General features: G+C 54.5%; 19 protein-coding genes and 1 pseudogene. 12 read left to right on the top strand and 8 right to left on the bottom strand.

Going from position 1 to position 23,809, the window contains the following annotated elements:
- The first annotated feature begins 74 nt into the window (after positions 1 to 74).
- Entirely contained in the window at positions 75 to 1,439 is a 1,365-nt protein-coding gene (locus HNI00_RS17180; RefSeq protein WP_316787857.1) for a tetratricopeptide repeat protein, read from the top strand.
- 31 nt (positions 1,440 to 1,470) lie between these two features.
- On the opposite strand, the gene HNI00_RS17175 is transcribed toward HNI00_RS17180, so the two are convergent.
- On the bottom strand, positions 1,471 to 2,073 hold the full coding sequence (locus HNI00_RS17175; RefSeq protein ID WP_316787855.1) for a hypothetical protein: 603 nt from the start codon (positions 2,071 to 2,073) through the stop codon (positions 1,471 to 1,473).
- 294 nt (positions 2,074 to 2,367) lie between these two features.
- Between HNI00_RS17175 and trxB the strand changes: the two genes are divergently transcribed.
- On the top strand, positions 2,368 to 3,762 hold the full coding sequence (trxB, locus tag HNI00_RS17170) for a thioredoxin-disulfide reductase (RefSeq protein WP_316787853.1): 1,395 nt from the start codon (positions 2,368 to 2,370) through the stop codon (positions 3,760 to 3,762).
- 91 nt (positions 3,763 to 3,853) lie between these two features.
- Here the strand turns inward: trxB and tadA are convergent, their stop codons facing one another.
- From tadA to HNI00_RS17150, 4 genes are all read right to left on the bottom strand, one after another.
- Positions 3,854 to 4,294, bottom strand: coding sequence for a tRNA adenosine(34) deaminase TadA (gene tadA, locus HNI00_RS17165; protein ID WP_420156383.1), 441 nt, complete (start codon positions 4,292 to 4,294; stop codon positions 3,854 to 3,856).
- A gap of 102 nt (positions 4,295 to 4,396) precedes the next feature.
- The gene (locus tag HNI00_RS17160) at positions 4,397 to 6,652 is read right to left on the bottom strand and encodes a hybrid sensor histidine kinase/response regulator (RefSeq protein ID WP_316787849.1); all 2,256 of its coding nucleotides are present in this window, start codon (positions 6,650 to 6,652) and stop codon (positions 4,397 to 4,399) included.
- A gap of 1,060 nt (positions 6,653 to 7,712) precedes the next feature.
- Positions 7,713 to 8,201, bottom strand: a complete 489-nt coding sequence (locus HNI00_RS17155) for a response regulator (RefSeq protein ID WP_316787847.1) — start codon at positions 8,199 to 8,201, stop codon at positions 7,713 to 7,715.
- 686 nt (positions 8,202 to 8,887) lie between these two features.
- A complete protein-coding gene (locus tag HNI00_RS17150) occupies positions 8,888 to 10,720 on the bottom strand; it encodes an iron uptake porin (RefSeq protein WP_316787845.1) in 1,833 nt (610 codons plus the stop codon).
- 114 nt (positions 10,721 to 10,834) lie between these two features.
- Between HNI00_RS17150 and HNI00_RS17145 the strand changes: the two genes are divergently transcribed.
- The 5 genes from HNI00_RS17145 to HNI00_RS17125 all read left to right on the top strand — a co-directional run bounded on the left by HNI00_RS17145 (position 10,835) and on the right by HNI00_RS17125 (position 15,863).
- On the top strand, positions 10,835 to 11,032 hold the full coding sequence (locus tag HNI00_RS17145; RefSeq protein WP_316787843.1) for a hypothetical protein: 198 nt from the start codon (positions 10,835 to 10,837) through the stop codon (positions 11,030 to 11,032).
- Positions 11,033 to 11,351: 319 nt separating this feature from the next.
- Positions 11,352 to 12,623 carry a NupC/NupG family nucleoside CNT transporter gene (locus HNI00_RS17140; protein WP_316787841.1) on the top strand — a complete coding sequence of 424 codons (1,272 nt, stop codon included), beginning with the start codon at positions 11,352 to 11,354 and terminating at the stop codon, positions 12,621 to 12,623.
- A gap of 111 nt (positions 12,624 to 12,734) precedes the next feature.
- A complete protein-coding gene (locus HNI00_RS17135; protein WP_316787839.1) occupies positions 12,735 to 13,274 on the top strand; it encodes a nucleoside 2-deoxyribosyltransferase in 540 nt (179 codons plus the stop codon).
- Positions 13,275 to 13,313: 39 nt separating this feature from the next.
- The gene (locus tag HNI00_RS17130; RefSeq protein WP_316787837.1) at positions 13,314 to 14,978 is read left to right on the top strand and encodes a PAS domain-containing protein; all 1,665 of its coding nucleotides are present in this window, start codon (positions 13,314 to 13,316) and stop codon (positions 14,976 to 14,978) included.
- Between the two features lie 225 nt (positions 14,979 to 15,203).
- The gene (locus HNI00_RS17125) at positions 15,204 to 15,863 is read left to right on the top strand and encodes a hypothetical protein (RefSeq protein ID WP_277773778.1); all 660 of its coding nucleotides are present in this window, start codon (positions 15,204 to 15,206) and stop codon (positions 15,861 to 15,863) included.
- A 17-nt stretch (positions 15,864 to 15,880) separates the two neighbouring features.
- Here HNI00_RS17125 and HNI00_RS17120 read toward each other — a convergent pair whose 3' ends face one another.
- Positions 15,881 to 16,435, bottom strand: coding sequence for a Crp/Fnr family transcriptional regulator (locus tag HNI00_RS17120; protein ID WP_316787834.1), 555 nt, complete (start codon positions 16,433 to 16,435; stop codon positions 15,881 to 15,883).
- Between the two features lie 563 nt (positions 16,436 to 16,998).
- Positions 16,999 to 17,172, bottom strand: coding sequence for a hypothetical protein (locus tag HNI00_RS17115; RefSeq protein ID WP_316787832.1), 174 nt, complete (start codon positions 17,170 to 17,172; stop codon positions 16,999 to 17,001).
- Between the two features lie 85 nt (positions 17,173 to 17,257).
- Here HNI00_RS17115 and HNI00_RS17110 point away from each other — a divergent pair.
- Both HNI00_RS17110 and HNI00_RS17105 read left to right on the top strand, forming a co-directional pair.
- Positions 17,258 to 18,087, top strand: a protein-coding gene (locus HNI00_RS17110) for an IS1 family transposase (protein ID WP_316787830.1) whose coding sequence is annotated in 2 segments (ribosomal slippage) — positions 17,258 to 17,599 and positions 17,602 to 18,087 — 828 coding nt in all. Because the reading frame shifts where the segments join, the coding sequence is not laid out codon by codon here.
- A 209-nt stretch (positions 18,088 to 18,296) separates the two neighbouring features.
- Positions 18,297 to 18,593: pseudogene (locus HNI00_RS17105) on the top strand (transposase); the annotation flags it as partial.
- 101 nt (positions 18,594 to 18,694) lie between these two features.
- On the opposite strand, the gene HNI00_RS17100 reads toward HNI00_RS17105, so the two are convergent.
- A complete protein-coding gene (locus tag HNI00_RS17100) occupies positions 18,695 to 19,579 on the bottom strand; it encodes an SDR family oxidoreductase (protein ID WP_316787826.1) in 885 nt (294 codons plus the stop codon).
- A 492-nt stretch (positions 19,580 to 20,071) separates the two neighbouring features.
- Between HNI00_RS17100 and HNI00_RS17095 the strand changes: the two genes are divergently transcribed.
- From HNI00_RS17095 to HNI00_RS17085, 3 genes are all read left to right on the top strand, one after another.
- Positions 20,072 to 21,247 (top strand): bifunctional sterol desaturase/short chain dehydrogenase, encoded by a 1,176-nt coding sequence (locus HNI00_RS17095; RefSeq protein ID WP_316787824.1) that lies wholly within the window; start codon positions 20,072 to 20,074, stop codon positions 21,245 to 21,247.
- A gap of 412 nt (positions 21,248 to 21,659) precedes the next feature.
- Positions 21,660 to 22,229 carry a DUF4126 domain-containing protein gene (locus HNI00_RS17090; RefSeq protein WP_297079678.1) on the top strand — a complete coding sequence of 190 codons (570 nt, stop codon included), beginning with the start codon at positions 21,660 to 21,662 and terminating at the stop codon, positions 22,227 to 22,229.
- Between the two features lie 328 nt (positions 22,230 to 22,557).
- Positions 22,558 to 23,625, top strand: a complete 1,068-nt coding sequence (locus HNI00_RS17085) for a PstS family phosphate ABC transporter substrate-binding protein (protein ID WP_316787821.1) — start codon at positions 22,558 to 22,560, stop codon at positions 23,623 to 23,625.
- Positions 23,626 to 23,809: the final 184 nt, after the last annotated feature.

Below are 23,809 nucleotides of genomic sequence, written 5' to 3'. Positions count from 1 at the left end.
TGGCGGCCCTGGCGGGTGAAGGATTCGCCTCAGAATACTGCTCCTGTAAACCTTTGCCTTGTGGAGAAGCGCCTGTGGAACAGCCTGCTCTGGAACAGTCTCCTCTGGAACAGTCTCCTCTGGAACAGTCTCCTCTGGAACAGTCCGCTCTGGAACAGTCCGCTCTGGAACAGCCCGCTCTGGAACCGCTGCCCTTGGGTTCCGCTGCTCCGCTCGGATCGTCTGATTATCCCGTGCTTCAGCGCTATGGAGTGGCTCTGGAAACACTGGAAGCCCACGCCGAGCAGCCCAGTGAAGATGTGATTTTGCAGGCGTTGACGGCGCGAGACGCGGTGCAAGCTGCGCTGGATAAAGCACCTGCTGATCCGACAATTCGGGCTGAAATCTATCGGCTAGATCAGCGGCTGAGACAACAGAGCGGGGCGATCGCCCGTCATCTCGATCTGGCGACCTGGCGCGACAGCCTCAATCCGCCCGCAAGCGCCTGGTGGTGGAAGTTTCCTAAACCGCCCGACCCGCGCGATCGCCTCGACTGGCTCTGGGACGCGCTGACGATTACCACGCTGGCGGCCAGCTTCAGCCTGGTGATGGATATTTCTAGCAAGTTTTTGACGGGGGGTACTGACCTCCTTGGCTCCTTTGTCATCGTGGGACAGAGCGTGCTGACGCTGCTGACAGGAAAAACAGCACTGACCCAGGCTGGGCAGGAGGCCACCGAACGCAGCCTGGAGCGTTTGGGCGTGCCCTCCCACTATCACCACGAGGCTAAGCTGGGACTCTCGACCGGGCTACTGCTGCTGCTGCTGGGGCTACACGCCAATCTGCCCCGCATTGCCAGCCTCTACGCCGCCTGGGGCAACGACAATCAGGCTCAGGGCGAAATGACCCGCGCTGAGGAGAACCTGCGGCGATCGCTCGCCCTTAACCCCGACAATCCCCAAACGCGCTATGACTTGGGCACGGTGTATGAAGACGGGCAGAATCCCGAAAAGGCGATCGCCCAATATCGCCTCGCGCTCCAGGGTGGATTGCCCCAGGCCAGTATTCCGCTCTCCCGGCTATATATTCTCGATGGGCAATACGACATGGCTGCCAGCGTGTTGATGCAGGGCGAGCAAACTGCATCTGCTGGGGCGACTCCCGAAGGAACAGGGGCGCTACTAAGCCCAGACTTTACCTACAGCTATCACAAAAACCTGGGATGGATTGCGTTCAAACAGGGCCGTCTCGATGAAGCGGCTGCCCATCTGCAAGCGGCGATTCAGCTTGACCCTCAACCGGCCGCTGCTCACTGCCTGCTGGCTCAGGTGTGGACGGCTCAGGGCAAACCTGCGGTGGCAGAATGGCAAGCCTGCGCTAACACCGCAGACCGCACCATTCCCGAAGAAAACACCTGGTATACGCAGGCCCAGGCCGCCCTACAGCGGTCAGGTTCCTAGGAAGCCAGAAAGTTAGTTAGAAAAAGCAGGGTTAGAGCGGTTGCTTCATGGCCTCTAGCAGGGCAGAGAGCGCCTGATCCTCTGAGGCGGTGACCCGACGATCGAGCATCGACAGACTGACGGCCTTGGGCAGGGCGATCGCCGCCAGGTCAGCATCCAGCCCCTCCGTCAGCACCTCCAGCGATTGCGGAATCTTCAGCGCAGAACGAATACCCAGCAGCATGTCTTCTTCATAGCCCAGCCCGCGCAACTGCGGCAGCACATCCTCCCACACCACCTTGCTATCGGGGCTACCCGCCTGGATCACGTAGGCCAAAAGCCGCTGCAACTTGCTCTGCTGTTGGGGCGTTAGCACGATCGGCTCCGTGGGTTCTGCACCACTGGCCCGCTCGCTCTCCTCCAAATTCTTCAAAATTTGCTCCCAGTCGTGGCTATCGCAGGCTTCGGGCTTGCCCACCACCAGCGACACCTGAATCTTGTCCGACGCGGCATCAATTTCGGTGACCCGTGCCTCCACGCCCAAAAAGCCCAGCCATTGGGCGATCGTATTCACCAGCGTGGCGCGGGTAGACTGGCTGCTGGCCAAAAGCCGCAGTTGCGTGCGAACCATCGGGCGCACAATCTGTGTCAGCATAGCCTCGATCTCTGGGGAATGAAGAATATGTGTTGTGAGTAGGATAGCGCAGATCCTACCCGGCAAATGGTGGCCAAGATTCCAGTCTGACGGGGAAACCTAATTTAAAGAACGAAAAACGAAAAACGAAAAACGAAAATTTCCAGGTACCTATCCAACCCTGACCAGATTCTCTTCGCTCTTCGCTCTTCGCTCTTCGTTCTTCGTTCTTCGTTCTTCCCCTCAACATCTCTTTACACCCCCAGTATCCTGTGATAACCTAAACGTAGTCGTTATGAGTTTATCTATTTCCCTATGGCGAACCCAGCGGTAGAAAATGCGGTAGAGAATGTGGTCATCATTGGCTCCGGTCCAGCGGGCTATACGGCTGCGATCTATGCAGCGCGGGCAAATTTGAAGCCGTTTATGTTTGAAGGGTTTCAGGCCGGCGGGCTGCCCGGTGGACAACTCATGACCACCACCGAAGTTGAGAATTTCCCCGGTTTTCCCAACGGCATCACTGGCCCCAACTTGATGGACAACATGAAGGCGCAGGCGTTGCGCTGGGGCGCGGAATTGGTGACTGAAGACGTGATTTCTGTAGATTTTAGCCAGCGTCCTTTTGTGATTCGCTCAGAGGAGCGCGAAGTGCGGGCCCACACGGTCATCATCTGTACTGGCGCAACGGCCAAGCGGTTGAATCTGCCTGGAGAAGCGGAGTATTGGACGCGGGGCATTTCGGCCTGCGCGATTTGTGACGGCGCAACGCCGATTTTCCGAAATGCGGAACTGGTGGTGATCGGCGGCGGCGACTCGGCGGCCGAAGAAGCGGTCTACCTGACCAAGTACGGCTCCCACGTTCACCTGCTGGTGCGCGGGGACAAGATGCGGGCTAGCAAGGCCATGCAGGATCGCGTGCTGCGAAATCCCAAGATTACTGTGCATTGGAACACATCGGCGACTGAAGTGTTTGGCGATGGCAACCTGATGACGGGGATTAAGACCATCAACAACCACACGGGCGAAACGGGCGAAATTGCCGCGAAGGGTCTGTTTTATGCCATTGGTCACACGCCGAATACGTCGCTGTTTCAGGGGCAGATCGACCTGGATGGCGTGGGCTACATCGTTACCCATGAAGATGTGAAGACGAATGTAGAAGGTGTGTTTGCGGCGGGCGACGTGCAGGATCACGAATATCGTCAGGCGATTACGGCGGCGGGGACGGGCTGTATGGCGGCGCTGCTGGCGGAGCGCTATCTCTCGGCAAACTCGCTGATTCAGGAGTTCCACCAAACGGAAGCCTCGGAGCGCCCCCACGAAGCCCCTGCCCACAAGACCGAAGAGCAACAGGCTTCGGAATTTGACCTGGCAAATACCCGGCACGAGGGCGGCTACGCGCTGCGGAAGCTGTATCACGAGAGCGATCGCCTAATTGTGGTCATCTACACTTCGCCCACCTGCGGCCCCTGCCACACGCTGAAGCCGATTCTCAGCAAGGTGATCGACGAGTTTGCAGACCAGGTTCACTACGTCATCATCGACATTGAGCAAGATCCTGAGATCGCGGCCAATGCAGGCGTGACGGGAACCCCGACCGTGCAGTTCTTCAAGGACAAGGCCTTGGTGGGGCAGATGCTTGGCGTGAAGCAGAAGAGCCAGTATCGGGAAATGATTCAGAAGAATCTGGCGGCCGTCCCGGTGGGGTAGAAGAAGAGGGGAAGAACGAAAAGGGAAGAACGAAGAGGGAAGAACGAAAAGGGAAGAGGGAAGGTTGGAGTTAACGAATCCCTCTCCGTGGCTACCCATTTCCCCTCCGCTTGGCAAACCACTGCTGCAACTGCGCTCGACACGCTGCTTCTAAAACTCCCGATAGCACTCTGGGGCTGTGGTTTGAGGCGGCGCTGTCGGGTAGGTTGAGGACGGTGCGGATGGCTCCGGCTTTGGGGTCGTCTGCGCCGTAGACCAGCATTCCCAGTCGAGCAAGGGCGATCGCCCCAGCGCACATGGGGCAGGGTTCCAGCGTGACGTAGAGCGTGCAGTCTTCCAGTCGCCAGGTGCCAAGGCGTTGCCCTGCCTGACGCAGCGCCAGAACTTCGGCGTGGGCAGTGGGGTCATGGTCGCGTTCGCGGCGATTTTCGCCCGTGGCGAGCAGGGTGTTGTCCGGGGCGACGACGACTGCGCCGACGGGCACTTCTCCGGCCTGTCCGGCGGCGGCGGCTAGGGCGATCGCCTGCTGCATCCAGCGACAGTGGCGATGGTAGATTGACTTAGAGATTGACTCAGAAATCAACGCAGAAATTTCCGACGGTTCAGATGCACCCATCATGGCTAAAGGGCGGGGCTAAGGGGAGGGGCTAAGGGGCGGAATTTTCTCTGGCAGAATAACTGTGAAGCAACTGCCTTTTCCTAGCTCCGACGACACCGTAATCTGGCCGCCGTGCAGCCGGGCCAGCTTGCTCGACAGCACCAGGCCCAACCCGGTGCCTTCGTATTTGCGGTTGAGGCCTCCGTTGAGCTGCTGAAAGGCTTGAAAAAGACGGCTCTGGTCGGACGGGGCAATGCCAATGCCCGTGTCGATTACGGCAAAGTGCAGTGCTTTTGCCTGCTGCCATACCTTCAGCGTCACCGAGCCTTCATCGGTAAATTTAACCGCGTTGGCTAGCAAGTTCGACAGGATTTGCTTGAGGCGGCGCTTGTCGGCTGTGCAAACGGTAACATCTTGGGCGATGTCAAGAATCAGCCGTAGTCCCCGCTTTTGGGCAGTTTCTTGCACCATGCTCATGCAGGCATCGCAGACTTCCTGAACCAGAACGGGTTCAAAAAACAGTTCCTCGCGTCCGGCTTCGATTTTAGACAAATCCAGCAGGTCGTTGATGAGATCCAGCAGATGGTCGCCACAGGAGCGAATCCCCTCCACATATTGCCGCTGGAGGCTGCTGAGGGGGCCGTGGAGTTGGCGGCTCAATACGTCGGCAAAGCCCAAAATGCCCGTGAGCGGGGTTCGCAGTTCGTGGCTCATATGAGTCAAAAATTCGCTCTTGGCACGGTTGGCGGCTTCTGAAATTCGCTTTTCTTGTTCTAGCTCTTGGGTTCGCTCCTGCACCAGTTTTTCCAATCGTTCATAGCTCTGGGCATTGAACAGGGCGATCGCCGTTGCGTCTGCTAGTCGCTGCACAAGCTGGATCTCGTCGGTCGTGAAGGTGCGGCGGGTCTGGGTGCAATCGAGCGACAGTTCGCCATAGTGCTGCCCGCGCACGAGAATTGGCGTGCTGAGCATGGACTGGATGTGCTTGCGTTGGCCCCGCAGGCGGGCGCTGGGGATTTTCTGCACCCACGGATCTTCGAGAAACACGGGAGCGTGCCAGACTTTCTGCGTTAGATAGTCTCCATCGGGTCGGAAAAAGTCCTGCCATTCGTGCATGGGCAGCGGCAAATCCAGGCTGGGTATCACCGCGTCCGAGGCTCGCCACTCTGTCTGGGGCACAATCCACTCTGCCTCATGCCGCAGCAGCACCACGCGGTCTACCCCGAAGTATTCTCCCGCCAGCCGCACCAGTTCTTGCAAGATAAAATCCAGATCTAGGCTGGAATTGAGGGTTTGCCCAAGCTGGTTGAGAAACTGCTCTCGCTGAGCCTGCTGCTGCACCTGTTCAAACAACTGGGCCTGGTGGATGGCCAGGGCAAACTGGCCGGCGATCGCCTCTACCAAATCCACCTCTTCGCGACTCCAATCCCGCTGACGCTGGCACTGATGCAGCGCGATAGAACCCAAATAGGTCTGCTGATACAGCATCGGCACAATCAGCGTGGACTGAATATTCCAGGATTGCGAAATGGACAGAATATCAACTGGAGAATCAATTGGAATGGTGGATAAGACGATTGACTGACCCTGCAACAGGCGATCGCCATAGTGGCGCTGAAACCCGCACTCAAATTTTCGACCCAGCAGGCGATCGCGCTCTGGTGTAGGTTGGCTGACGCAGCGGGCAATTACGGTTTGCAACTTCGACTGCTGAGCCACATCCTCTTGCATTAACAGCGCACAGATGTCCACATCCAGCACCCGATGCAGTAAATCCATCGTAGACTGCATCAAATCGTCCAATACCAGCGTTTCGCGCATCTTGCGTAACACCTGGTTCATGATGGCGACCTGGCGCGTCTGCTGTCGGAGGCGCTGGTCAGCAGCCAGCTTTTGACGGCGCAGGGCATATTCCTGGAGCGATCGCCTCAGCACCATCGGCAGCCGAAAGAGCCGATCCTTCATCACATAGTCCGTCATGCCCGCCTTAATGCAGTCCACCGCAGCCTCTTCGCCCAGGCTTCCAGTCACCAAGATCAGCGGCACATCCCGTCCGGCAGACTGCAACGCCGCCAGGGCCTCGTAGGCCGTAAATCCAGGCAGGCGATAGTCGGCTAATACAGCGTCATAGTCATGCTCTTTGACGCACTGTTGATAGGTTGATAGTGAGTCCACAATGTCACAGGTAAACGGCACGCCGTTCTCTTCTAGAGTCAGCGCAACCAGTTCAGCATCCATTGCAGAATCTTCGACCAGCAGCAGTTTAAGCGGCAGTTCGGGGGATGACGGCACTGTAGATGCTCTCTCCGATAGGGTTCAACTTCCAAAATGGCGTGCCCGCCTAGCTTATAAACGGAACAAAGCCAAGGATGCTGCTGATAAATCCGGTTCAGCTAAATCCAATCAGCTAAATCCAAATAGATGGAATCTGGGCGATCGCCCTTGCTGAACACAAGCAGTTCCGACTTAATCAAGAGGTTGAATCAAGAGGTTGAAAAGCTTTGGAATTGAATGGAATTGAGTCACTCAATCGCGTCCTTTTCACGCAAATTGAGCAGGCTTTTGAAATAAAACATCTCAGGCTTAACCTTAGACAATCACTTCGAGAGACACATTTCCAGGAGAAAAATGCCCTGATTAAAAAAGCATTGAAGTGACTTCAAAACTGATTTGAATTCCAAATCTGTCTGTTCAGACTACTAGATATGTCATCCAGTAAGAAGCCCTAACAGACGGTCCCTGAATCGCTGCCAAGCCTTTAATCTCAACGGCTTGAACCGTAGGCTACCTCCACAAGGCGCATTGCGTTTGCTACGAATCGCCCATTTCGGCCACACCTAATACCGCATCAAGCAGTTGATAACTAGCCTAACCTGGTCGGCACTCATTTGCTAAAGCATCGTATCTGCTAAAGCCAAAGCAGCAGAACACACCAAGTGGCAACTCTTTGGCAGGAGTCCATCCTGCTCCGAAGGTTTTGCCCCAGTGTTCTGCGATGTTCTCATCCCAATCTTCTGACACCCTGATAGCCCACTTTCCAACAGTAAGCAGTGCTACCGCCGAAACGGGAACGTCTGCCAAAAAACAGCTTGACTCCATTTCAATCGCCACTCAAAGCAGCAGTGTAAGCAGCGTAACCGCAGCCTTACAGCAATCCGTTCATCGCTTGAACCCATTGCAAAAACAGAAATCAGTTCAAGCAGAACTCGCTGCTTCGATGGTTTCATCTGGCTGTGCTGGTAAAGCGGATAACTCAGTATATCGGGATTCTAGATTTAATGCATCTCCCTAGACAACCATTAGCGGGATGGGGCGAGATGGTGGGGATTTGCCCCCCCTCGCTGCTGAGAAGTTAAGAGGGCAGAGGAGTGGGTAGCGGCGGACAATTCAACTGCATCCAGTAGTGACTGATTTGCTGAACCGCGTCTGAAAATTGCTGGAAGTCCTGGGGTTTCACGATGTAACTATTGACACCCAGGTCATAGCAGGCGTTGAGATCTTGGTCTTCTTGGGAAGAGGACATGACCACGATGACGAGACGACGAGTGCGGGGGTGCGATCGCAGCCTTTGCAAAAGCTGAATCCCATTGATGCGAGGGAGTTTCAAATCCAGCAGCACAAAGCGGGGCAGCGGACGCACCGCCGCGGCTTGGGAAGCGTCATCCAATGAATCGCCCAGAGCCTCGCCGAGTAAGTAGTTCAAGGCGGCTTCTCCATCGTTGACCACATCCATTGGGGCTGCTAGCCCGCCAGTCTCCAGAGCAAGGCGGATCAGTTCAACATCATTGGGATCATCTTCGACTAAAAGTAAACGTGACGATTCGATTTCAGGAGGATTCATACGCGCAGTGCAACGAAATTGATCAACAGAGAAGAGACGCACCCGCGATCGCAGATAAAGCGAGAACACCGACTAGAGCAGATTGAGTCAGTCACCTATGCGTTGGATGCAGGGTGAAGATCATGATCTTTTTCTAAGTGTAAACCCTTAAAGTAAAGTATTATTATTTACACTAACTAATTCAATTTAGTTCAGTATTCATTGCAAGGCAAAGACTTTATGGGAACCTTTAATCGCTCCTTTAATAAAAGTTGAAGTTTTAGAAAGCACATGGCTTTGCTGCGATTTTTCCGAAGCAGGCTTTGTCGATCAAGGGCGATTGGTCGGGGGGTGGCACGCTAAACGAACCCTTGGAAAAGAGCGATCGCCCAAAAACTCACCTGCTAACTTACCTGCCAACTCATCTGTTATTCACTGTTCAAAAGTAGTCAAAAATAGTCAAAAATAGACCCAAAAAAAGAACCTTTTCGTGAATCTTGCTGAACAAGATCCTCAAAAAGGCCCTTTGTGATACGCACAGATTTTTGTTAACAGCCGATGCTGCAAAAGCTCTGAACGAATTGTTGAACGAGTTGTTGAACGAGTTGCCTAGGTCTGCACGAATGCAGCAGGAATGAAACTATCACCTCCACTCTGAGCCAGACGATTTGCAGGGTGAGAATCAGAGCGGTCAACTTGCGAACAAACTAGAAATAGAACGTTGTGCGAAGCACACCTAGGAAGGTGTCGCTATTGTCGTTGTTGTTGCCGGGGTCAGCCGTCCAGATGATGCCTGGAGTCAGCGAGATATTGTCGCTAAAGCTAATGCGGTACGAAAGCTCTGCCGAAAACGCAGCATCGTCAATAAACGCGCCGATGCGAGTGCTGCCGATCTCGTAGTCAGAAATGCGAGGCGGCACCCCTGCTGCCAAAACAAGCTGGTTATTGGGCCCGCCCAAGTCGTTAATCGCCAGATAGCCCGCATAGGCCACCGAGCGATAATCCGCCGTTCCAATCAGGATGCCGTCTTCATAGTTAAACCAGGCTCCGATGTTGAAGGTATCCGACAGCGCGTAGTTGATGGTAATGCCGTACTGGTTGGTCACGGCGGCAGGCAAACCGCTCGACTCCAGGTTGTTATACCCGTTGAGATAGATCAGACCAATCGACAGGGGCCCCGGCCGGAAGGTGAGTTGCCCAAACAGAGAATAGCCCCCGTTGAACAGCCCAAAGCCAGGAGACGGATTGCCCTGGCCAAAGCCCGTCAGATAACCTACACCAATCTGGAAGGTGTCGCTAAAGTCGTAGGTTAAACCAATACCAGAGCTGGGCGCACCCGCATCGTAGATCGGGTTATAGGCTAGAAAACTGATGGAGCCGTAGCCGCCTGCATCGATGGGGCTAATGCTGGAGACGATATCGGTAATGCCTGTGCCCGTAGCCGCCAGCGTGACGCGCAGGTTCCCCACCGGAAAAGCATAGAACAGGCGGGTTACGTCGAAGCGGTTAGTGCCAAAGAAATAGTAGGGCGAAGTTTGCCGCAAGTAGGGGTTGGGAAACGTCGCCATCGGCACAACATTGCCAGCCGTGAAACTGTCGGGCAGTTCGTTGTCTCCCAGGTTAAAAAACTCCAGGTTGGAGAACTGAAGACGGGTATTCAGCAGGTCTTGACCCGTAAAGCTGGTATTGAAGTTGAGGCGGACGCGGGCCTGGAAGACGGTGCTATTGGCATCGTCTACGTTGCTGCCAAAAATGTCGGCAATGGAAAAGATGGTTTCACCAAAGAGGGTGGTGGTGGTGGAGAACTGGTTCGCTTGCAGTTCTTCGACGGCGGCCTCGAGGGCATCGACCCGGCCGCGCAGGGCGGCGAGTTCAGACGCAAACTCTCGCTGGAGCGCTTCGATGCGGGCCAGAGCTTCGGGGTCGAGGCTTTCCAGCCGTCCCACGACTGCATCCAGACAGGACGCTAGACCTGCGGCGAATTCGTAGCGGGTCATGGCCCGTCCGCCCAGGTAGGTGCCGTTGGGGTAGCCCTCCAGACAGTCCAAACCACCCTGGCTCTCAGAATTTGCGAGATAGGCGAGGGCTTCGTAGGCCCAGTCGCCGGGGCTAACGTCAGAAAACTCGGTGACAGACGTGACCTGGGCCATGTTGCCGTCGCCTCGGTTTTCGCCGCCATATTCCGAAAGCTGGTCGAGTGTGGTCAGGCTGACGGTGCTTGCCGGAGTATCCAGGCTGTATTCGGACAGATTGGTTCCAGCGAGTTCGCTTGCTGGAATTTCGGAAACTGGAAGTTCGGAGACTGGAAGTTCGGAGGTGTTGGCGATATCGCTCTGCAAGGCTAGCGCCAACGTCCCCAACCCGGCCCACGCCATGCCCCCAGTCATCAGCGCCACACCCAGCATCAGCACTTGCCAGAAGGACTGAGCGGGCGACGGCTGGATCTGCGACCGATTTCCTTCAGTTTGTTTAACCCCTGCTGAAAAATGATTCAACTCAAACTCTTCACACTTTTCACACTTTTCAAACGTTGATCTCATGCTCTCCTCACAACCAAACGGAACAATCAGACGTAGAAACGCCCAAAGAAACGCCCAAATTGCAAAATCCGAATGCCTTGCGGCTTGCCGTCGCCAAGCATAACTCCAACAGCAATGCCCAAACTTGGAGCCGCGATCGCCCAGGACAGACGGATTTTTAATTCCCTAGAATATTTGGGATATTGCAGGATTATTCAGGGTTCTACCGATGTCCGTCGTAGCGCTCAATACACACGCCTGGGTAGTTCAGATAACGATGACATTCTGCGCGTCTATCTCCACTGTGATTTCGATGTGGTGGTGCCCCTATAGATTCATGCCGCAGATTCATGCCGCAGATTCATGCCGCAGATTCACGCCGCTATGTGAACGACTTTCCTTCCAGGCGCGACTTTCTATAGAAAAGCTTTGGTTTATACACTCCGGGGCAAGTCAACCTGATACTTTTGGGCGTACTCCTCATGCAGATAGGGCCAGGTTGTATGCAGCACAAAGCGTCGTGCGTATGCCGTAGAGATGCTGTGCGGCGGGTACTTGACACCTGATTTGTCGTTTAGTAAAGCTCGTTTTTTGTGTATTTGCGAGAGGTGCCGCTGTCGGTTCTCTCAGAAAAGCTTGATAGGGAGTGTCCATGGAACGTGCGATTTCACTGATTGGGATTCTTATATTTTTTGGTTTAGCGTATCTGTTTTCTGTCAATCGTCGGGCTATTAACTGGCGGACAGTGGCCATCGGCTTTTTGCTTCAGTTTTTGATGGGTTTGTTTGTGCTGAAGCTGCCAATTGGCTATCAAATTTTCAAGTTTATTGGCGACCTGGTTACGGGATTTCTAAACTTTGCGGATGCGGGTGCGGAGTTCGTTTTTGGGGCCGATTTTCGGGAGCATTTCTTTGCCTTTAAGGTGATGCCCACGGTGATCTTTTTTTCTGGAGTGATTGGGCTTTTGTATTACCTGGGCGTGATGCAGAAAATTGTGGGGGCGATCGCCGGATTGATGCGTCGCACCATGCGAACTTCTGGCCCTGAAACAACGTCTTGCGCTGCCAATATTTTCATCGGGCAGACCGAAGCGCCGCTGATGATTAAGCCCTTTGTGGGGCGCGTCACGCTGTCGGAACTGCACGCTATTATGACGGGCGGCTTTGCGACGGTGGCGGGCGGTGTGCTGGCTGCTTATATTTCGTTTGGTATTAACCCAGAGCAATTGATTGCTGCTTCGGTGATGAATGCGCCGGGTGCTTTGGCGATGTCAAAGGTGTTTTTTCCACAGACTGGAAAATTTTCCTATGATTCCGTTTTAGATGAGGAGCTAAAGGAAGACGAAATCGCTCGTAAAGAAGCAGGCGAAGAGGAGGTGCTAATTCCGCCCGAAGCTGCTTCTACAGCAAAAGATCCGATTGGGGCGATCGCCGATGGTGCGATTCAGGGCATCCAGTTGGTATTAGCCATTATGGCGATTTTGATTGCGTTTCTAGCGCTGATTGCTGCTATAAACGCCTTTTTGGGCTGGCTCGGCGGGCTGATTGGTGTGCCTCAGCTTTCGATGGAATTTTTGCTGTCTTATCTGCTGTTTCCGCTGGCGTTCATCATGGGCGTACCGATTGCCGACTGTGCCAACGTCGCCGTATTTTTGGGCAAGAAAATCATCCTGAATGAATTCATTGCCTACACTGATCTGGCAGAAGCTATTAGCAACAGCGCCATCGGGGCCCGCGCAGCGACAATCGCCACCTTTGCCCTCTGCGGCTTTGCGAACCTGGGGTCTATTGGTCAGCAAATCGGCGTGATTGGCGGCATGGTGCCCCGTCGTCGCGATGACGTAGCCCGCCTGGGCGTTCGCGCCATGATTGCAGGCTCGTTTACCAACTTTGTCAGCGCGGCGATCGCCGGCCTGTTGACCTAATCTGGAGTCTTGGCGTAACGGGGGAAAGGGGGATGGGAAGAGCTGAATCTCTATCCTCCCATATCCCCGCATGACCCGCTCCGAAGCACTCCAACTCCCCAACATTCTTTCATGAATATCTACCTCGCCGGGCCCGATGTCTTTTTACCAGAACCACTGGAAGCGGCGCGGGCCAAAAAAGAAATTTGTGCAAAATATGGCTTTGTCGGTCAGTTTCCGTTTGACAATGCACTGGATCTATCGGGGTTGACCCCCGTTGAAGCGGGGCTGGCAATCTACAAAAGCAACATTCAACTGATGGATCGCTGTGACCTGATCGTGGCCAACATGACCCCGTTTCGGGGCCCCAGCATGGACGTGGGCACGGCGTTTGAAATGGGCTATATGGCGGCGCAGGGCAAGCCGGTGTTTGGCTATAGCAATGACGGTCGGCTGTATGGCGATCGCGTGCTTCAGCCCACGCCCGAACGCGATGAAAACAACCTGTTTGTAGAACAGTTTGGAATGCATGACAACCTGATGTTGGAGGGGGCGATCTACACTAGCAGTGGCGACTTTCAGGGCAAGCAGATTGACACGGGGAGCTATTACACGGATCTGAGTGTGTTTGAAGCCGTGATTCAGCTTGCTGCGGCAAAGCTCTTGAGCTAGCCCTGAAGTGCCGGGTTGCACTGATTCTTTGCGGCACCTATGGCTCTTGAAAATGGCGATCGCCAACAAGATGATCCTGCGCCCAACCAGGTCGGGCTAACGCCTGAACAGCAGCTTGCTGCCCTAGAAGTCGCGGTCTACGGCATGGCGATTGTCAATGATGACGGGTGCATCATCTATGCCAACCCCGCCTGCGCCAATCTCTGGCAATACGACAATCGCGAACACTTGATCGGCCAATCCTGGCAGCGCCTCTACGCGCCAGAGGAACAACAGCGGTTTGAGCGAGAGATTTTGCCGCAGTGCCTCCAGGCAGGCAGTTGGACGGGAGAGGCGATCGCCCAGCGGCAAGATGGCACAACCTACCCCCAGGCCCTTGCCCTATCGCAGATGACCGATGGCAGCATGGTCTACATTGCCCAAGACATCACTGAGCGACATCTCGCGGAAGACTCTCTCCGCCGCAGCGAAGCCGACAAGCAGGCAATCCTCCAAGCAATCCCCGATCTGCTGATGCATTTTCGAGGCGATGGCACTCATCTAGATATTGCTAACAGCGACGGCTACTCAGTTCTGGAGTTAGACAAGCTGGTTCAGGGAAATGCCAGCGTGTACGATCTCATGCCCTACGAGCTAGCCGAGCAGCGGATGCACTACATTCAGCGGGCACTCCAGACGGGACAGATTCAATTCTATGAGCAGGATATCGAAGTTAACGGGCAGATCCAGTCCGAAGAGGTGCGCCTAGTAGCAACTGGGCCAGACGAGGTGCTGGTCATTATTCGCAACATCACCGAGCGCAAACGTTCCGAAGCCGCCCTCCGCCAAAGCGAAGCAAAAAACCGAGCGCTGATTGAGGCGATTCCCGATTTGCTGATCCGAATGCGCGGGGACGGCACCCATCTGGAACTGGCCAATGGCGATCGCTACCCAGTGCTGAACAAAGACAAAATGGTTCCAGGTAAAAGCACCGTGTATGAACTCATGCCGCCTGATCTAGCAGAGATGCGGATGCGCTACATTCGACAAGCCCTCCAAACGGGCAAGTACCAGTTTTATGAACAGCAGATCGAGATCAATGGGCAGCTTGAGCTTGAAGAGGTTCGCGTGGTGGTGACGGGCCCAGACGAAGTGCTGCTGATCATTCGCAACATTACGGAACGCAAACGCCAGGAAGAAGCCCTGCGAATTGCCGAGGAAAATTACCGCAGCATCTTTGAAAACGCGCTAGAAGGCATTTTTCAGTCTACGCCAGAGGGACGGCTGATCACCATCAACCCGGCGATGGCGAGAATTTACGGCTACGATTCGCCTGCTGATATGATCGCTAGCATCACCGATATTGGCGAACAGATGTATGTTGAGCCGTCCCTCCGTCTTCAAGTGAAGGCGGTGCTGGCAACCCAGGGCTTTTTGAAAGGCTTTGAGTTTCGTAGCTATTGCAAAGACGGCAGCATCATCTGGACAGCGATGGATGCTCGTGCCGTTTATGACAGCGGCGGCACCCTGCTCTATTACGAAGGGATCGTGCAAGACGTGACTGAGCGCAAGCGCAAGGAAGAGGAACTGAAACGCCAGCTAGAGCAGCTCGAAATTCAAATCGACCAGTCTAGGCGGGCCCAGGAAGTCGCAGAGATCGTCCAAACCGATTATTTTCAAAAGATTTTGGAAGAGGCTGAGTCTTTGCGCTATTTGGATGATTGATACCACGATTGATATCCCGATTAATCTCGCTGGTCATCTCGCTGGGAGATTGATATAGCGGAACGATAACGATATAGTGGGGCGTGGCGATCGCCCCAGACTCCAAACCACCCTGTCATCCCCCTGCTTTGCTATGCCTTGAGACTTTTTCTTTCCATTGGGGGAACCTGCCTGTGCTAAGACGAGTCAACTGCATCTGACGGACTCGTTTCGAGGAATCGCGGGATGCTTAAGCAATATCAATACCGCTCACAAGCTGCACTGCTGCTGGCAGTTGGCATGACCGCAACTTCGCTGCTGCCCGTGTGGACTTCACAGCGTGCAGTGGCTCAGCCGATTCAGCTTGCTCAGGTCTTTTCTAACCCGGCGCGGGTGGGGCTACCTGCGGGCACGGTGCTGCCTGTGGCCTACAGCGGTGCAGAGAGAGTGGTGGTGCTACCGACCGAAACTGCGCCCCTAACCCTAACGCTGACCAGCGACGTGCGAACCCCCAGCGGCACGGTGATGCTGCGGGCGGGCAGCGAAATTAAGGGCGAACTGCGCCCAGTGGACGGGGGAACCCAGTTCTTTGCTCGCTCAGTCATTCCGGCCGGAAGCACCCGCGAAATTCCGCTAGACGCGACTTCCAATCGAATTACAAAGCGAGAAACCATTACTCGCCGCAATCGCCCTGATGTATTGCGGGGTGCAGCAATTGGTGCAGCAGCGGCGGCGGTGCTGGCGGAAGTGTTTGGCAGTGTGCAGGTTGTAGAGGTGCTGGCAGGTGCAGGCATTGGTGCAGCGGCGGAACTGCTGATTCGCCGGAATCGCCGGGTCGAAGTTCTGGTGGTGGAACCCCGCACAGATCTGAGCCTGACGGTGCAATCTCCGTTTTCTCTGCAATAGCCCTGGGATTCAGTCTCTCAAGAGGTAGGCGCTAATAGCGTTAGGTTGCGCTGCGATCGCTCGATTTTGCCTTCTTGCTCTAGCTGGCTCAGCAGGCGAGTCACGGTGACGCGGGTAGTGCTGATGGTTTCTGCGAGTTCTTGATGGGTCAGCAGCACATCGAGCGATCGCCCACCTGGCACAGGCTGCCCAAAATGGGTCGCTAGCCATTCCAAAAGCTGCAACAGTCGCATCACCACGGAGGGCTGATGAACAATCGTCAGCAACTCTTCGCTCTTGCGAGCGCGGCGGATCAGCCCCTCCTGGAGATGCCGACTTTCAAGCGACAGCTTCACGACTTTGACGGGGGTAACACATTCGGCCTGGTAGGGCGAAATCGGCGACAGCGGCAAACCCAGCACATCGCCCTGTCCCCAAAAGCCTAGCCCAATCGTGCGCCCTTCCTCGTCCCAGGTTAGCGTTCGCACAATTCCTTGCTCGATCGACCAAACGCTATCCGGCTCAAGCGGGAGCAAATCTTTGCGCTGAAACGAGCGAACCGATGAAACAAGCTGGAGTGCGGGTTCCCCCATCGAGGGAGCTTCGTGAGTGGAAACGTTTAAATTCTGCATCATCGCTCACCACAGCTATACACTTATGAATTTAATTTTTGAAAAGCGTTACTATTCAGTCTAAACAATACTACGCTTCAACTCTGAATCGGCAAATGCCCCCCACCCCCTTCTGTATGGATCGACCTCTTCGCAATACTTTGACCAGTATGCGCTAGAAAAAGTCTGTAAACTGGCGCAAAAAAGAAGGGATTTTAAAGAACATGGATTATCAAACGAAATAGCCTGATAAAGGTCTAGGATCGGACTTTTTGGGGCGATCGCCCTTCTCTGAGTGTATCCGCAATTTCACGGATTTGCCACCTCAGTCAATTGAGAACACTCTCAATAACTGGAGATTAAACCATATCCCTCTGTCCAGAGAATAGCCTCAGGTAATTTTCTCTCAAAGTCTCTCCGTAAATTCTCGGTTTGCAGACGCACCTCGATAATCTGACCAAACTTTCAGCACTGAAATAAAGTGTTGGTCAGTACATCATCAATTCATGCTTTTTGCGGAAGGGCGATCGCCGCTAATTTTTCGGCTATCTCGACCCCATGCGCCGATAGTATTCCCCTACGCGCTGCTGCCACTGGCCCCAGTATTGGGCGATCGCCCCCGGTTCAAACCAGAAAACCTCGGCGGGCTGTTGGGGAATGGCCACTACCAGCATGGCTTCGCGGATGTGAATCTTCTCGGCTTCGCAGTAATGGTTCACCGCGCCGCAGTAGGCCGCCAGGGTCGTGCGTCAGTCTAGCGTGGGATTGGTAGAGTAGAGCAAAACCTTAAGCGGAAGGAAAGCGATGGAATGCCCTCTATGCAGTCATAGCAAAGCTCATAAGCATGGCAAGCTGCCAAATGGTCGTCAACGCTACCTCTGCCCTGCTTGCCACCAAACCTTTTGTGAGTCGTTTGATACCCTTTATTATCGTCGCCACGTCAGTCCTGAGCAGATTCGCCAAGTGCTGCAAGCGCATAGTGAGGGCAGTAGCCTGCGTGGCATCAGTCGTACCAGTGGACTTGCCTACAACACCGTGGTGAGCCTTGTGCGGGCTGCCAGTCAAAAAGCACAACTGGTGCATAACCAGGAAGTCCAATCCGTCGAGACCGAGGAAGTCTGTGCCAACGAGATGTGGTCATTTGTCGCAAAAAACAGAAGCATTGCACCAGTGAGGAATGCAACCGGGGAGACTGTTGGCTTGGCTTGAGCTTGGCTCGCGCCAGTGGCTTGATACTCGCCGCCTGCGTGGGCAAACACACCGATGCGTTCATTGAGCAATTAGTGGTCAACACCGAAGGAAAGACCAATTGCAAACAGTTGAATACGGATGACTGGGGTGGATACGAGCGAGTGTTGCCACTAGAGATAGAACACTCCATTGGCAAAGCTAAAACACAGCGATTGGAGCGGACTAATGGGACGTTGCGACAACAAACGGGAAGATGGCACCGACGACAGAATAAGTTTGCTAAGGTCTGGCAACAGACTCAAGTGACGACTCGGTTAGTCGTCAGTTATTTCAACTGGATTTGGCAGCATAGCCGCTTCAAAACCACTGCCGCGCAGAGAGCAGGATTAACGACGCGAGCGTGGAATTGGTATGACATCGCCACCTATCCCACATTAATTTGAGGCACTATCAGAGCATCTAAGAGCTAATTTACGAAGCAAATCTTAAGAAGCCTGAAACCCTTGGCATGTGTGGCTTTGAGGTCATGTTTGCCCAGGAAAAGCGGTTTCTCGGAAATCCTTGATTAACAAGGCTTTCAGGCTCCTCTACAAATTAGCTCATGACATTCACGATTTGTTTAGGTATCGACATCAGCAAAGCCAGCTTTCATGCCGCTGTCGTCTTAGCTGACATCGGTCGCGTGACGCTGTTCTCTTCGGCTCGACAACTGGCTGCCTTTGCGGGTTTGACTCCTCAAAAACATCTATCGGGCACCTCCGTGCAGGGCAAAACTCGCCTGTGCAAAGTCGGGAGTGTCCGTCTGCGTAAAGCGCTCTACTTTCCTGCACTCAATTTGATTCGCCGTTGCCTGCAAATTAGAGCCTTTCGTGATCGCTTGCTCGCAGCAGGCGAAACTAAAATGCAAGTTGTCGGTGCCGTCATGCACAAATGAATCCGGGTCATCTAGGGTGTTTTGCATTCCAGGCAGTCCTTTGAACCGACCAAACTTTGTCCTGCACCTTGACTACCGAAACAGTATCTACGCTGCTCAATTCAAAGCGCTAAACCCTAAGCGCTGAGATATCGCCGTATAAAAGTTTCCACCGTTTCTAGCTGAATGCCATAGACAGACTCAAGCTGCTCCACCTCGGCAGGCGTGGTGTAAAACTCATTGGCTAGCAGCGTGCGGAACGTGCCCAGCGAGGCTTTGAGTTCTGGATTTACCAGACCGATTGCCGCCCGCAGCCCGTCGATTGCCAGCAGCGGCGGGTTGATCAAAATCGGCTCCTTTTTGAAGATGCGGGCAAAGATATTGGGAATTTCGCCGCGCTCCAGGATTTCCGGGCCGCCTGCATTGAAGATTTGTCCGTGGGCAGCGGGTGTGGTGGCCGAGGCGATCGCCAGTTTGGCCAGATCATCAGTGCTGATAATAGAGGTGCGCGTTTTGGGGTCACCAATCAGCAGATACACGCCGCTCTTGCGAAACTGTTCTGCCAGAGGTAAGAGATTAGATGCAAAGCCAGACGGACGCAGAATTGTGTAGTTCAGCCCGCTGGCTTGCAGATATTTCTCTACTGCTGCCTTCGCTTTGAACACGGGCGCGTCTTCGTAGTTGCGGTCGGCCCCCATGACGGAAATGAAGGTGAAATGCTGAACGCCGACCGCCTTTGCCTGGTCGATCAGGTCGATGTTGGCCCGATAGTCGAGCGCTTGGGCCCCGCCACTGGCTTCGTTTGAGCCGTGGGCGCTGATGACGTACTGCACACCCTGGAGCGCTTTTTGCAGGTCGCGTTCCTGGGTCAGGTCTCCGATGAAGATTTCTGCGCCGCGCTTTTCCAGTTCACCGTAGCGAGACGTTAGCCGCACAAATGCCCGGACGGGTTGCTCTTGCTCGCGCAGTTGCCGAACGATTCGCTTGCCCAGTCCGCCCGTTGCCCCAGTTACCAAAAACATATCGCTCGTCCTGAATCTTGAACTCTATCTGAACTCTGTACGCTTGCCAGCGATCTTCCCTGCGCTCTTTGGCTGCTGTGTACACACAACTTTTCTATGCTTGAGCGGCGTTGCCTTGATCCCCCCTGGCCCCCCTTAAGTAAGGGGGGAATCGAACTCAAGCGGCGTTGCTTTGATCCCCCCTGGCCCCTCTTAAGTAAGGGGGGAATCGAAACCCGAAGCAGGGAGAGATGGATCGGAAGTCCCCCTTGACAAGGGGGATTTAAGGGGGATATTTCAGAGCCTTACGCAAAAAACCGAGATGTGTGTCCACAGCAGGCACTCTCTTGAAGCGCGATCGCACTTCTGAAACGATGTCACATTACGTTACACTGACTATGATTTCCACAATACCGCAGCAATCAGAGATCGGGCATTGCCCCTGCGTTAGACCTCTGATTCACTGTTTTTTCAATCTTTTGGTTCTGATTATTTCTATCTGACTATTTCTAAATGATTACCCCCGGCGGTCTTCTCAGCTTTACTTTGTGGGCAGCAGCCTCCGTTGTGCTGGCCGAACTGGTGCGCGATGGTTACCACATTGCGGGGCACTATTGGCAACCGCTCCAGCGCAGCCACAACCTGCACCACAAGGCCTATCGCCGCGACCTCAGCATTGTCAGCCTGGAGGCCTATAAGCAGGCGCAACTTTATAATGATGTGCCAGAGGCGATCGCCATGCTGGGGGCAGGGGTGATGCTGCTGGCGCTGACTCGGAACCTAGCGCTGGTAGCGGGCTGTCTCTACTCGCTGGGGTTTTTGATCACCGCATACGCGCGATCGCGCGGCTGGCTGTTGGCTACTGACCTCACCCACAAGCCGGGCGATCTGGACACTATCCCCTCGCAGTGGACGGTGAACCGCACGTACCACTGGCGGCATCATTTTGACCAGGGCAACGCTTATTATTGCGGGTACTTTACCATCGTGGACAAACTGCTGGGCACGGCGCTTTCGCTAAGGGGCAAAACGGTCGCAGTGACGGGCGCATCGGGGACGCTGGGGCGGGCGCTGATTGCCCAGTTGCAAAAGCAGGGCGCAAAGCCCGTCGCCATCACCACTTGCGAGGGTGCAGACTTTGGCAATCGCGTCGAGGTGCTGCCCTGGTGTGCAGGCCGCGAGCTTGAGCTAAAAGATCGGCTGCAAACGGTAGATATTCTGATCATTAACCACGGAATTAACGTGCATGGCGATCGCACGCCCGAAGCCATCCAAAAATCCTTTCAGGTCAACACGTTTTCGGCGTGGAATCTGGCGGAACTCTTCCTCAGCACCGTGCAAAAGTCAGAACACCGAGCCCTGAAGGAACTCTGGATCAACACCTCCGAAGCAGAGGTCAGCCCTGCCCTCAGCCCGCTGTATGAACTGTCGAAGCGGACCCTGGGCGACCTGATCACGCTGCGACGACTGGATGCCCCCTGCGTCATTCGCAAACTCATCCTTGGCCCGTTCAAGAGCAACCTCAATCCCATCGGTGTCATGGATGCGAACTGGGTGGCTGGGGCGATCGTGGCACTGGCCAAGCGCGATTTCCGCGACATTATCGTGACGATTAACCCGCTGACCTATATCGCGTTTCCGATCAAAGAATTGGGGCGATCGCTCTATTTTCGCCTCTTTTCTCGATAAGCTCAGCGCATCCCAAATAGAGATGGCCCCTGAGTAATTAGGAGTAATGAGTGTTTGCCCTCGCCGCAGAACAGTCTGGACGCGGCAAGATCTGTCGCGCCTAGCTGGAAATCATCTAAAATACTTTGGAAAAATCAAGTTAGAAAAATCCAGTGATCCAGACTGGTTTTTAGACGGGCTGTGCAACTTTGCCGATGCCCCTCACCCTCAATTCTTCTCCCGCTCTGGGAGAGGGACTTCAAGCTTCTCTTGCTCCCCTTCTCCTGACTTGGGCGAAGGGGTTGGGGGATGAGGGCAGATTGAAAGTTGCACATGGCATTTCTAAGATAGGGCTGAAACAATTCGCTTTTTAGAAAAATTAACTTTACTCAACGCTCTTTAAAAGCTCCCTGGTTCAGGGCTGGAGGACTCTTTGGAAACTTTGATTAGCTTGCTGGCAGGCGTTAGCCTTAGCGCGGCCACCGGGTTTCGGCTATTTGTCCCATTCTTGGTCATGAGTATTGCCACTGCTACCGGGCATATGACACCCGCCCAAGGCTTTGAGTGGATCGGCTCTCCAGTCGCCATCACGGCCTTTGCAGTGGCCACTGGGGTAGAGATTGCGGGCTACTACATCCCTTGGGTGGACGAAATTCTGGATCTGATCACCACGCCTGCCGCCCTTGTCGCTGGAGCCGTGCTGACGGCCTCTACCCTAGTCGATATCAGCCCCTTTCTCCAGTGGACGCTGGCCATCATCGCCGGAGCCGGAGCCGCCGGACTCACCAAAGGTATGACCGACGTGGCCCGCCTCACGTCTACTGCCACCACGGGCGGTATCGCCAACCCGGCCCTTTCCACGATGGAGCTATTCACGTCGTCTGTCATTTCAGTGATGGCAATCCTGATTCCACTGCTCACCGGAATTGTCATCCTGGGTCTTCTGTGCTTTGCAGCCTACAAAGTGTGGCGTTTCTTTGGTCGCCGCCGCCGCTTTCGGTAGAGAGCAACACTCTGGCAACATTTAGCGCTCAGTAAAGAAGCAATCAGGAGAGATTGGAAGCCTGATGGCGATTTCATGACCTATCGCAAGAAGACTTTAGGAAGTTTTCGCAATGCAATTTAGGTAGCCGTGGCTGGGGCCTCGAAACGTCCACGCTGTCAGGGATTCATCGAGGGGCGATCGCCACCATCAGACCGCATTCGTCTTCTTTACAGGGATTTTCAGTCATCTGGGATACACTTTTCTGGACAAACTTAACCTCTTCTTTACGATGAAACTGTAGAATGCCAACGTTTGACAGAAACAAACCCTACAGGAATCTCTGGATATGGCATTCAATCTTCGTTCCAAGCGTTCTGCCACTCTGGCCGCTCTGACGGCCGCTTCTTTGGCACTTGCAGTTGCCTGTGGCGGCACCACTACCACGGGCGGCGGCACCACCACTGCCCAAAGCCCCGCAGCAGGTGGCGGCACTTCTGATCTGACGGGTAACGTGCTGGTTGATGGTTCCAGCACCGTCTTCCCCATCTCCGAAGCAATGGCAGAAGAATTCATGAAAGCAAACCCCGGCGTTCGCGTCACGGTCGGCGTGTCTGGCACGGGCGGCGGCTTCAAGAAGTTCTGTGCGGGTGAAACTGACATCTCTAACGCTTCGCGCCCCATTAAGCAAGAGGAAATTGACCTCTGTGCCAAAAACGGCATCGAATACGTCGAAGTGCCCATCGCCTATGACGGTCTCTCGGTGGTGATCAACCCCAGTAATGAGTTCGCTACCTGCTTGACCGTAGACGAGCTGAAGAAAATGTGGGAACCCGCCGCTCAGGGCACCATCCGCAACTGGAACCAGATTCGCCCCGATTTCCCCGATCTTCCTCTTGGTCTTTACGGCCCCGGCACCGACTCTGGCACCTATGACTACTTCACCGCTGCCATTGTTGGCGAAGAAGGTGAAAGCCGGGGTGACTTCACCGCCAGCGAAGACGACAACGTGATCGTACAGGGTGTAGCTTCTGACCCGGGCGGATTAGGCTTCTTTGGCTTTGCCTACTACGAAGAAAACAGGGACAGACTGAAGCTGGTTGAAATTGACAACGGCAACGGTTGCGTTGCGCCTAGCGCAGAAACCATCGCTGATGGCACCTATACGCCACTGTCTCGTCCCGAGTTCTTCTACATCAAGACCACTTCTCTGGACAATCCCGCAGTTGCCGCCTTTGCCCGCTTCCAAATTGATCCTGCCAACGCAGGTTTGATTTCTGAAGTAGGCTATGTGCCCTTGCCGACCGAGATTGAGGATTTGGCTGAGGCACGGATCGAGCAGCGCAAGACTGGCAGCGTGTTTGAGGGCGGTTCCGCAGTGGGTCTGAAGTTGGCTGACCTGCTGAAGAAGGAATAGGTCACCGGACTCTATTCGCCTGATTGTTGGATTGGGGTAGCGCTTAGTGTTCTGAGTGGCTACCCCAGCCACTAGCTGATTTCTTACCCTGCGACGTAGCTTAGGGAACCTTAGAAAAATAAGAGGGCTTATTAGAATATCTCGATATGCAGCATTTCCTGACGTGGTGAGGTACGTGTCACTC

Origin of the sequence: Thermoleptolyngbya oregonensis NK1-22 (assembly GCF_032705245.1) — a bacterium.
Taxonomy (GTDB): Bacteria; Cyanobacteriota; Cyanobacteriia; order Elainellales; family Elainellaceae; genus Thermoleptolyngbya; species Thermoleptolyngbya sichuanensis.
The sequence above is the reverse complement of the archived record's forward strand: the minus strand, read 5'-3'. Positions and strand labels throughout refer to the sequence as shown.

Excerpts from the sequence above, each read along its gene's own strand:
- HNI00_RS17175 (WP_316787855.1), bottom strand. The coding sequence starts at position 2,073 with ATGCTGACACAGATTGTGCGCCCGATGGTTCGCACGCAACTGCGGCTT.
- trxB (WP_316787853.1), top strand. The coding sequence starts at position 2,368 with ATGGCGAACCCAGCGGTAGAAAATGCGGTAGAGAATGTGGTCATCATT.
- tadA (WP_420156383.1), bottom strand. The coding sequence starts at position 4,294 with ATGCAGCAGGCGATCGCCCTAGCCGCCGCCGCCGGACAGGCCGGAGAA.
- HNI00_RS17155 (WP_316787847.1), bottom strand. The coding sequence starts at position 8,201 with ATGAATCCTCCTGAAATCGAATCGTCACGTTTACTTTTAGTCGAAGAT.
- HNI00_RS17150 (WP_316787845.1), bottom strand. The coding sequence starts at position 10,720 with ATGAGATCAACGTTTGAAAAGTGTGAAAAGTGTGAAGAGTTTGAGTTG.
- HNI00_RS17145 (WP_316787843.1), top strand. The coding sequence starts at position 10,835 with ATGCCCAAACTTGGAGCCGCGATCGCCCAGGACAGACGGATTTTTAAT.
- HNI00_RS17140 (WP_316787841.1), top strand. The coding sequence starts at position 11,352 with ATGGAACGTGCGATTTCACTGATTGGGATTCTTATATTTTTTGGTTTA.
- HNI00_RS17135 (WP_316787839.1), top strand. The coding sequence starts at position 12,735 with ATGAATATCTACCTCGCCGGGCCCGATGTCTTTTTACCAGAACCACTG.
- HNI00_RS17130 (WP_316787837.1), top strand. The coding sequence starts at position 13,314 with ATGGCTCTTGAAAATGGCGATCGCCAACAAGATGATCCTGCGCCCAAC.
- HNI00_RS17125 (WP_277773778.1), top strand. The coding sequence starts at position 15,204 with ATGCTTAAGCAATATCAATACCGCTCACAAGCTGCACTGCTGCTGGCA.
- HNI00_RS17120 (WP_316787834.1), bottom strand. The coding sequence starts at position 16,435 with ATGGGGGAACCCGCACTCCAGCTTGTTTCATCGGTTCGCTCGTTTCAG.
- HNI00_RS17100 (WP_316787826.1), bottom strand. The coding sequence starts at position 19,579 with ATGTTTTTGGTAACTGGGGCAACGGGCGGACTGGGCAAGCGAATCGTT.
- HNI00_RS17095 (WP_316787824.1), top strand. The coding sequence starts at position 20,072 with ATGATTACCCCCGGCGGTCTTCTCAGCTTTACTTTGTGGGCAGCAGCC.
- HNI00_RS17085 (WP_316787821.1), top strand. The coding sequence starts at position 22,558 with ATGGCATTCAATCTTCGTTCCAAGCGTTCTGCCACTCTGGCCGCTCTG.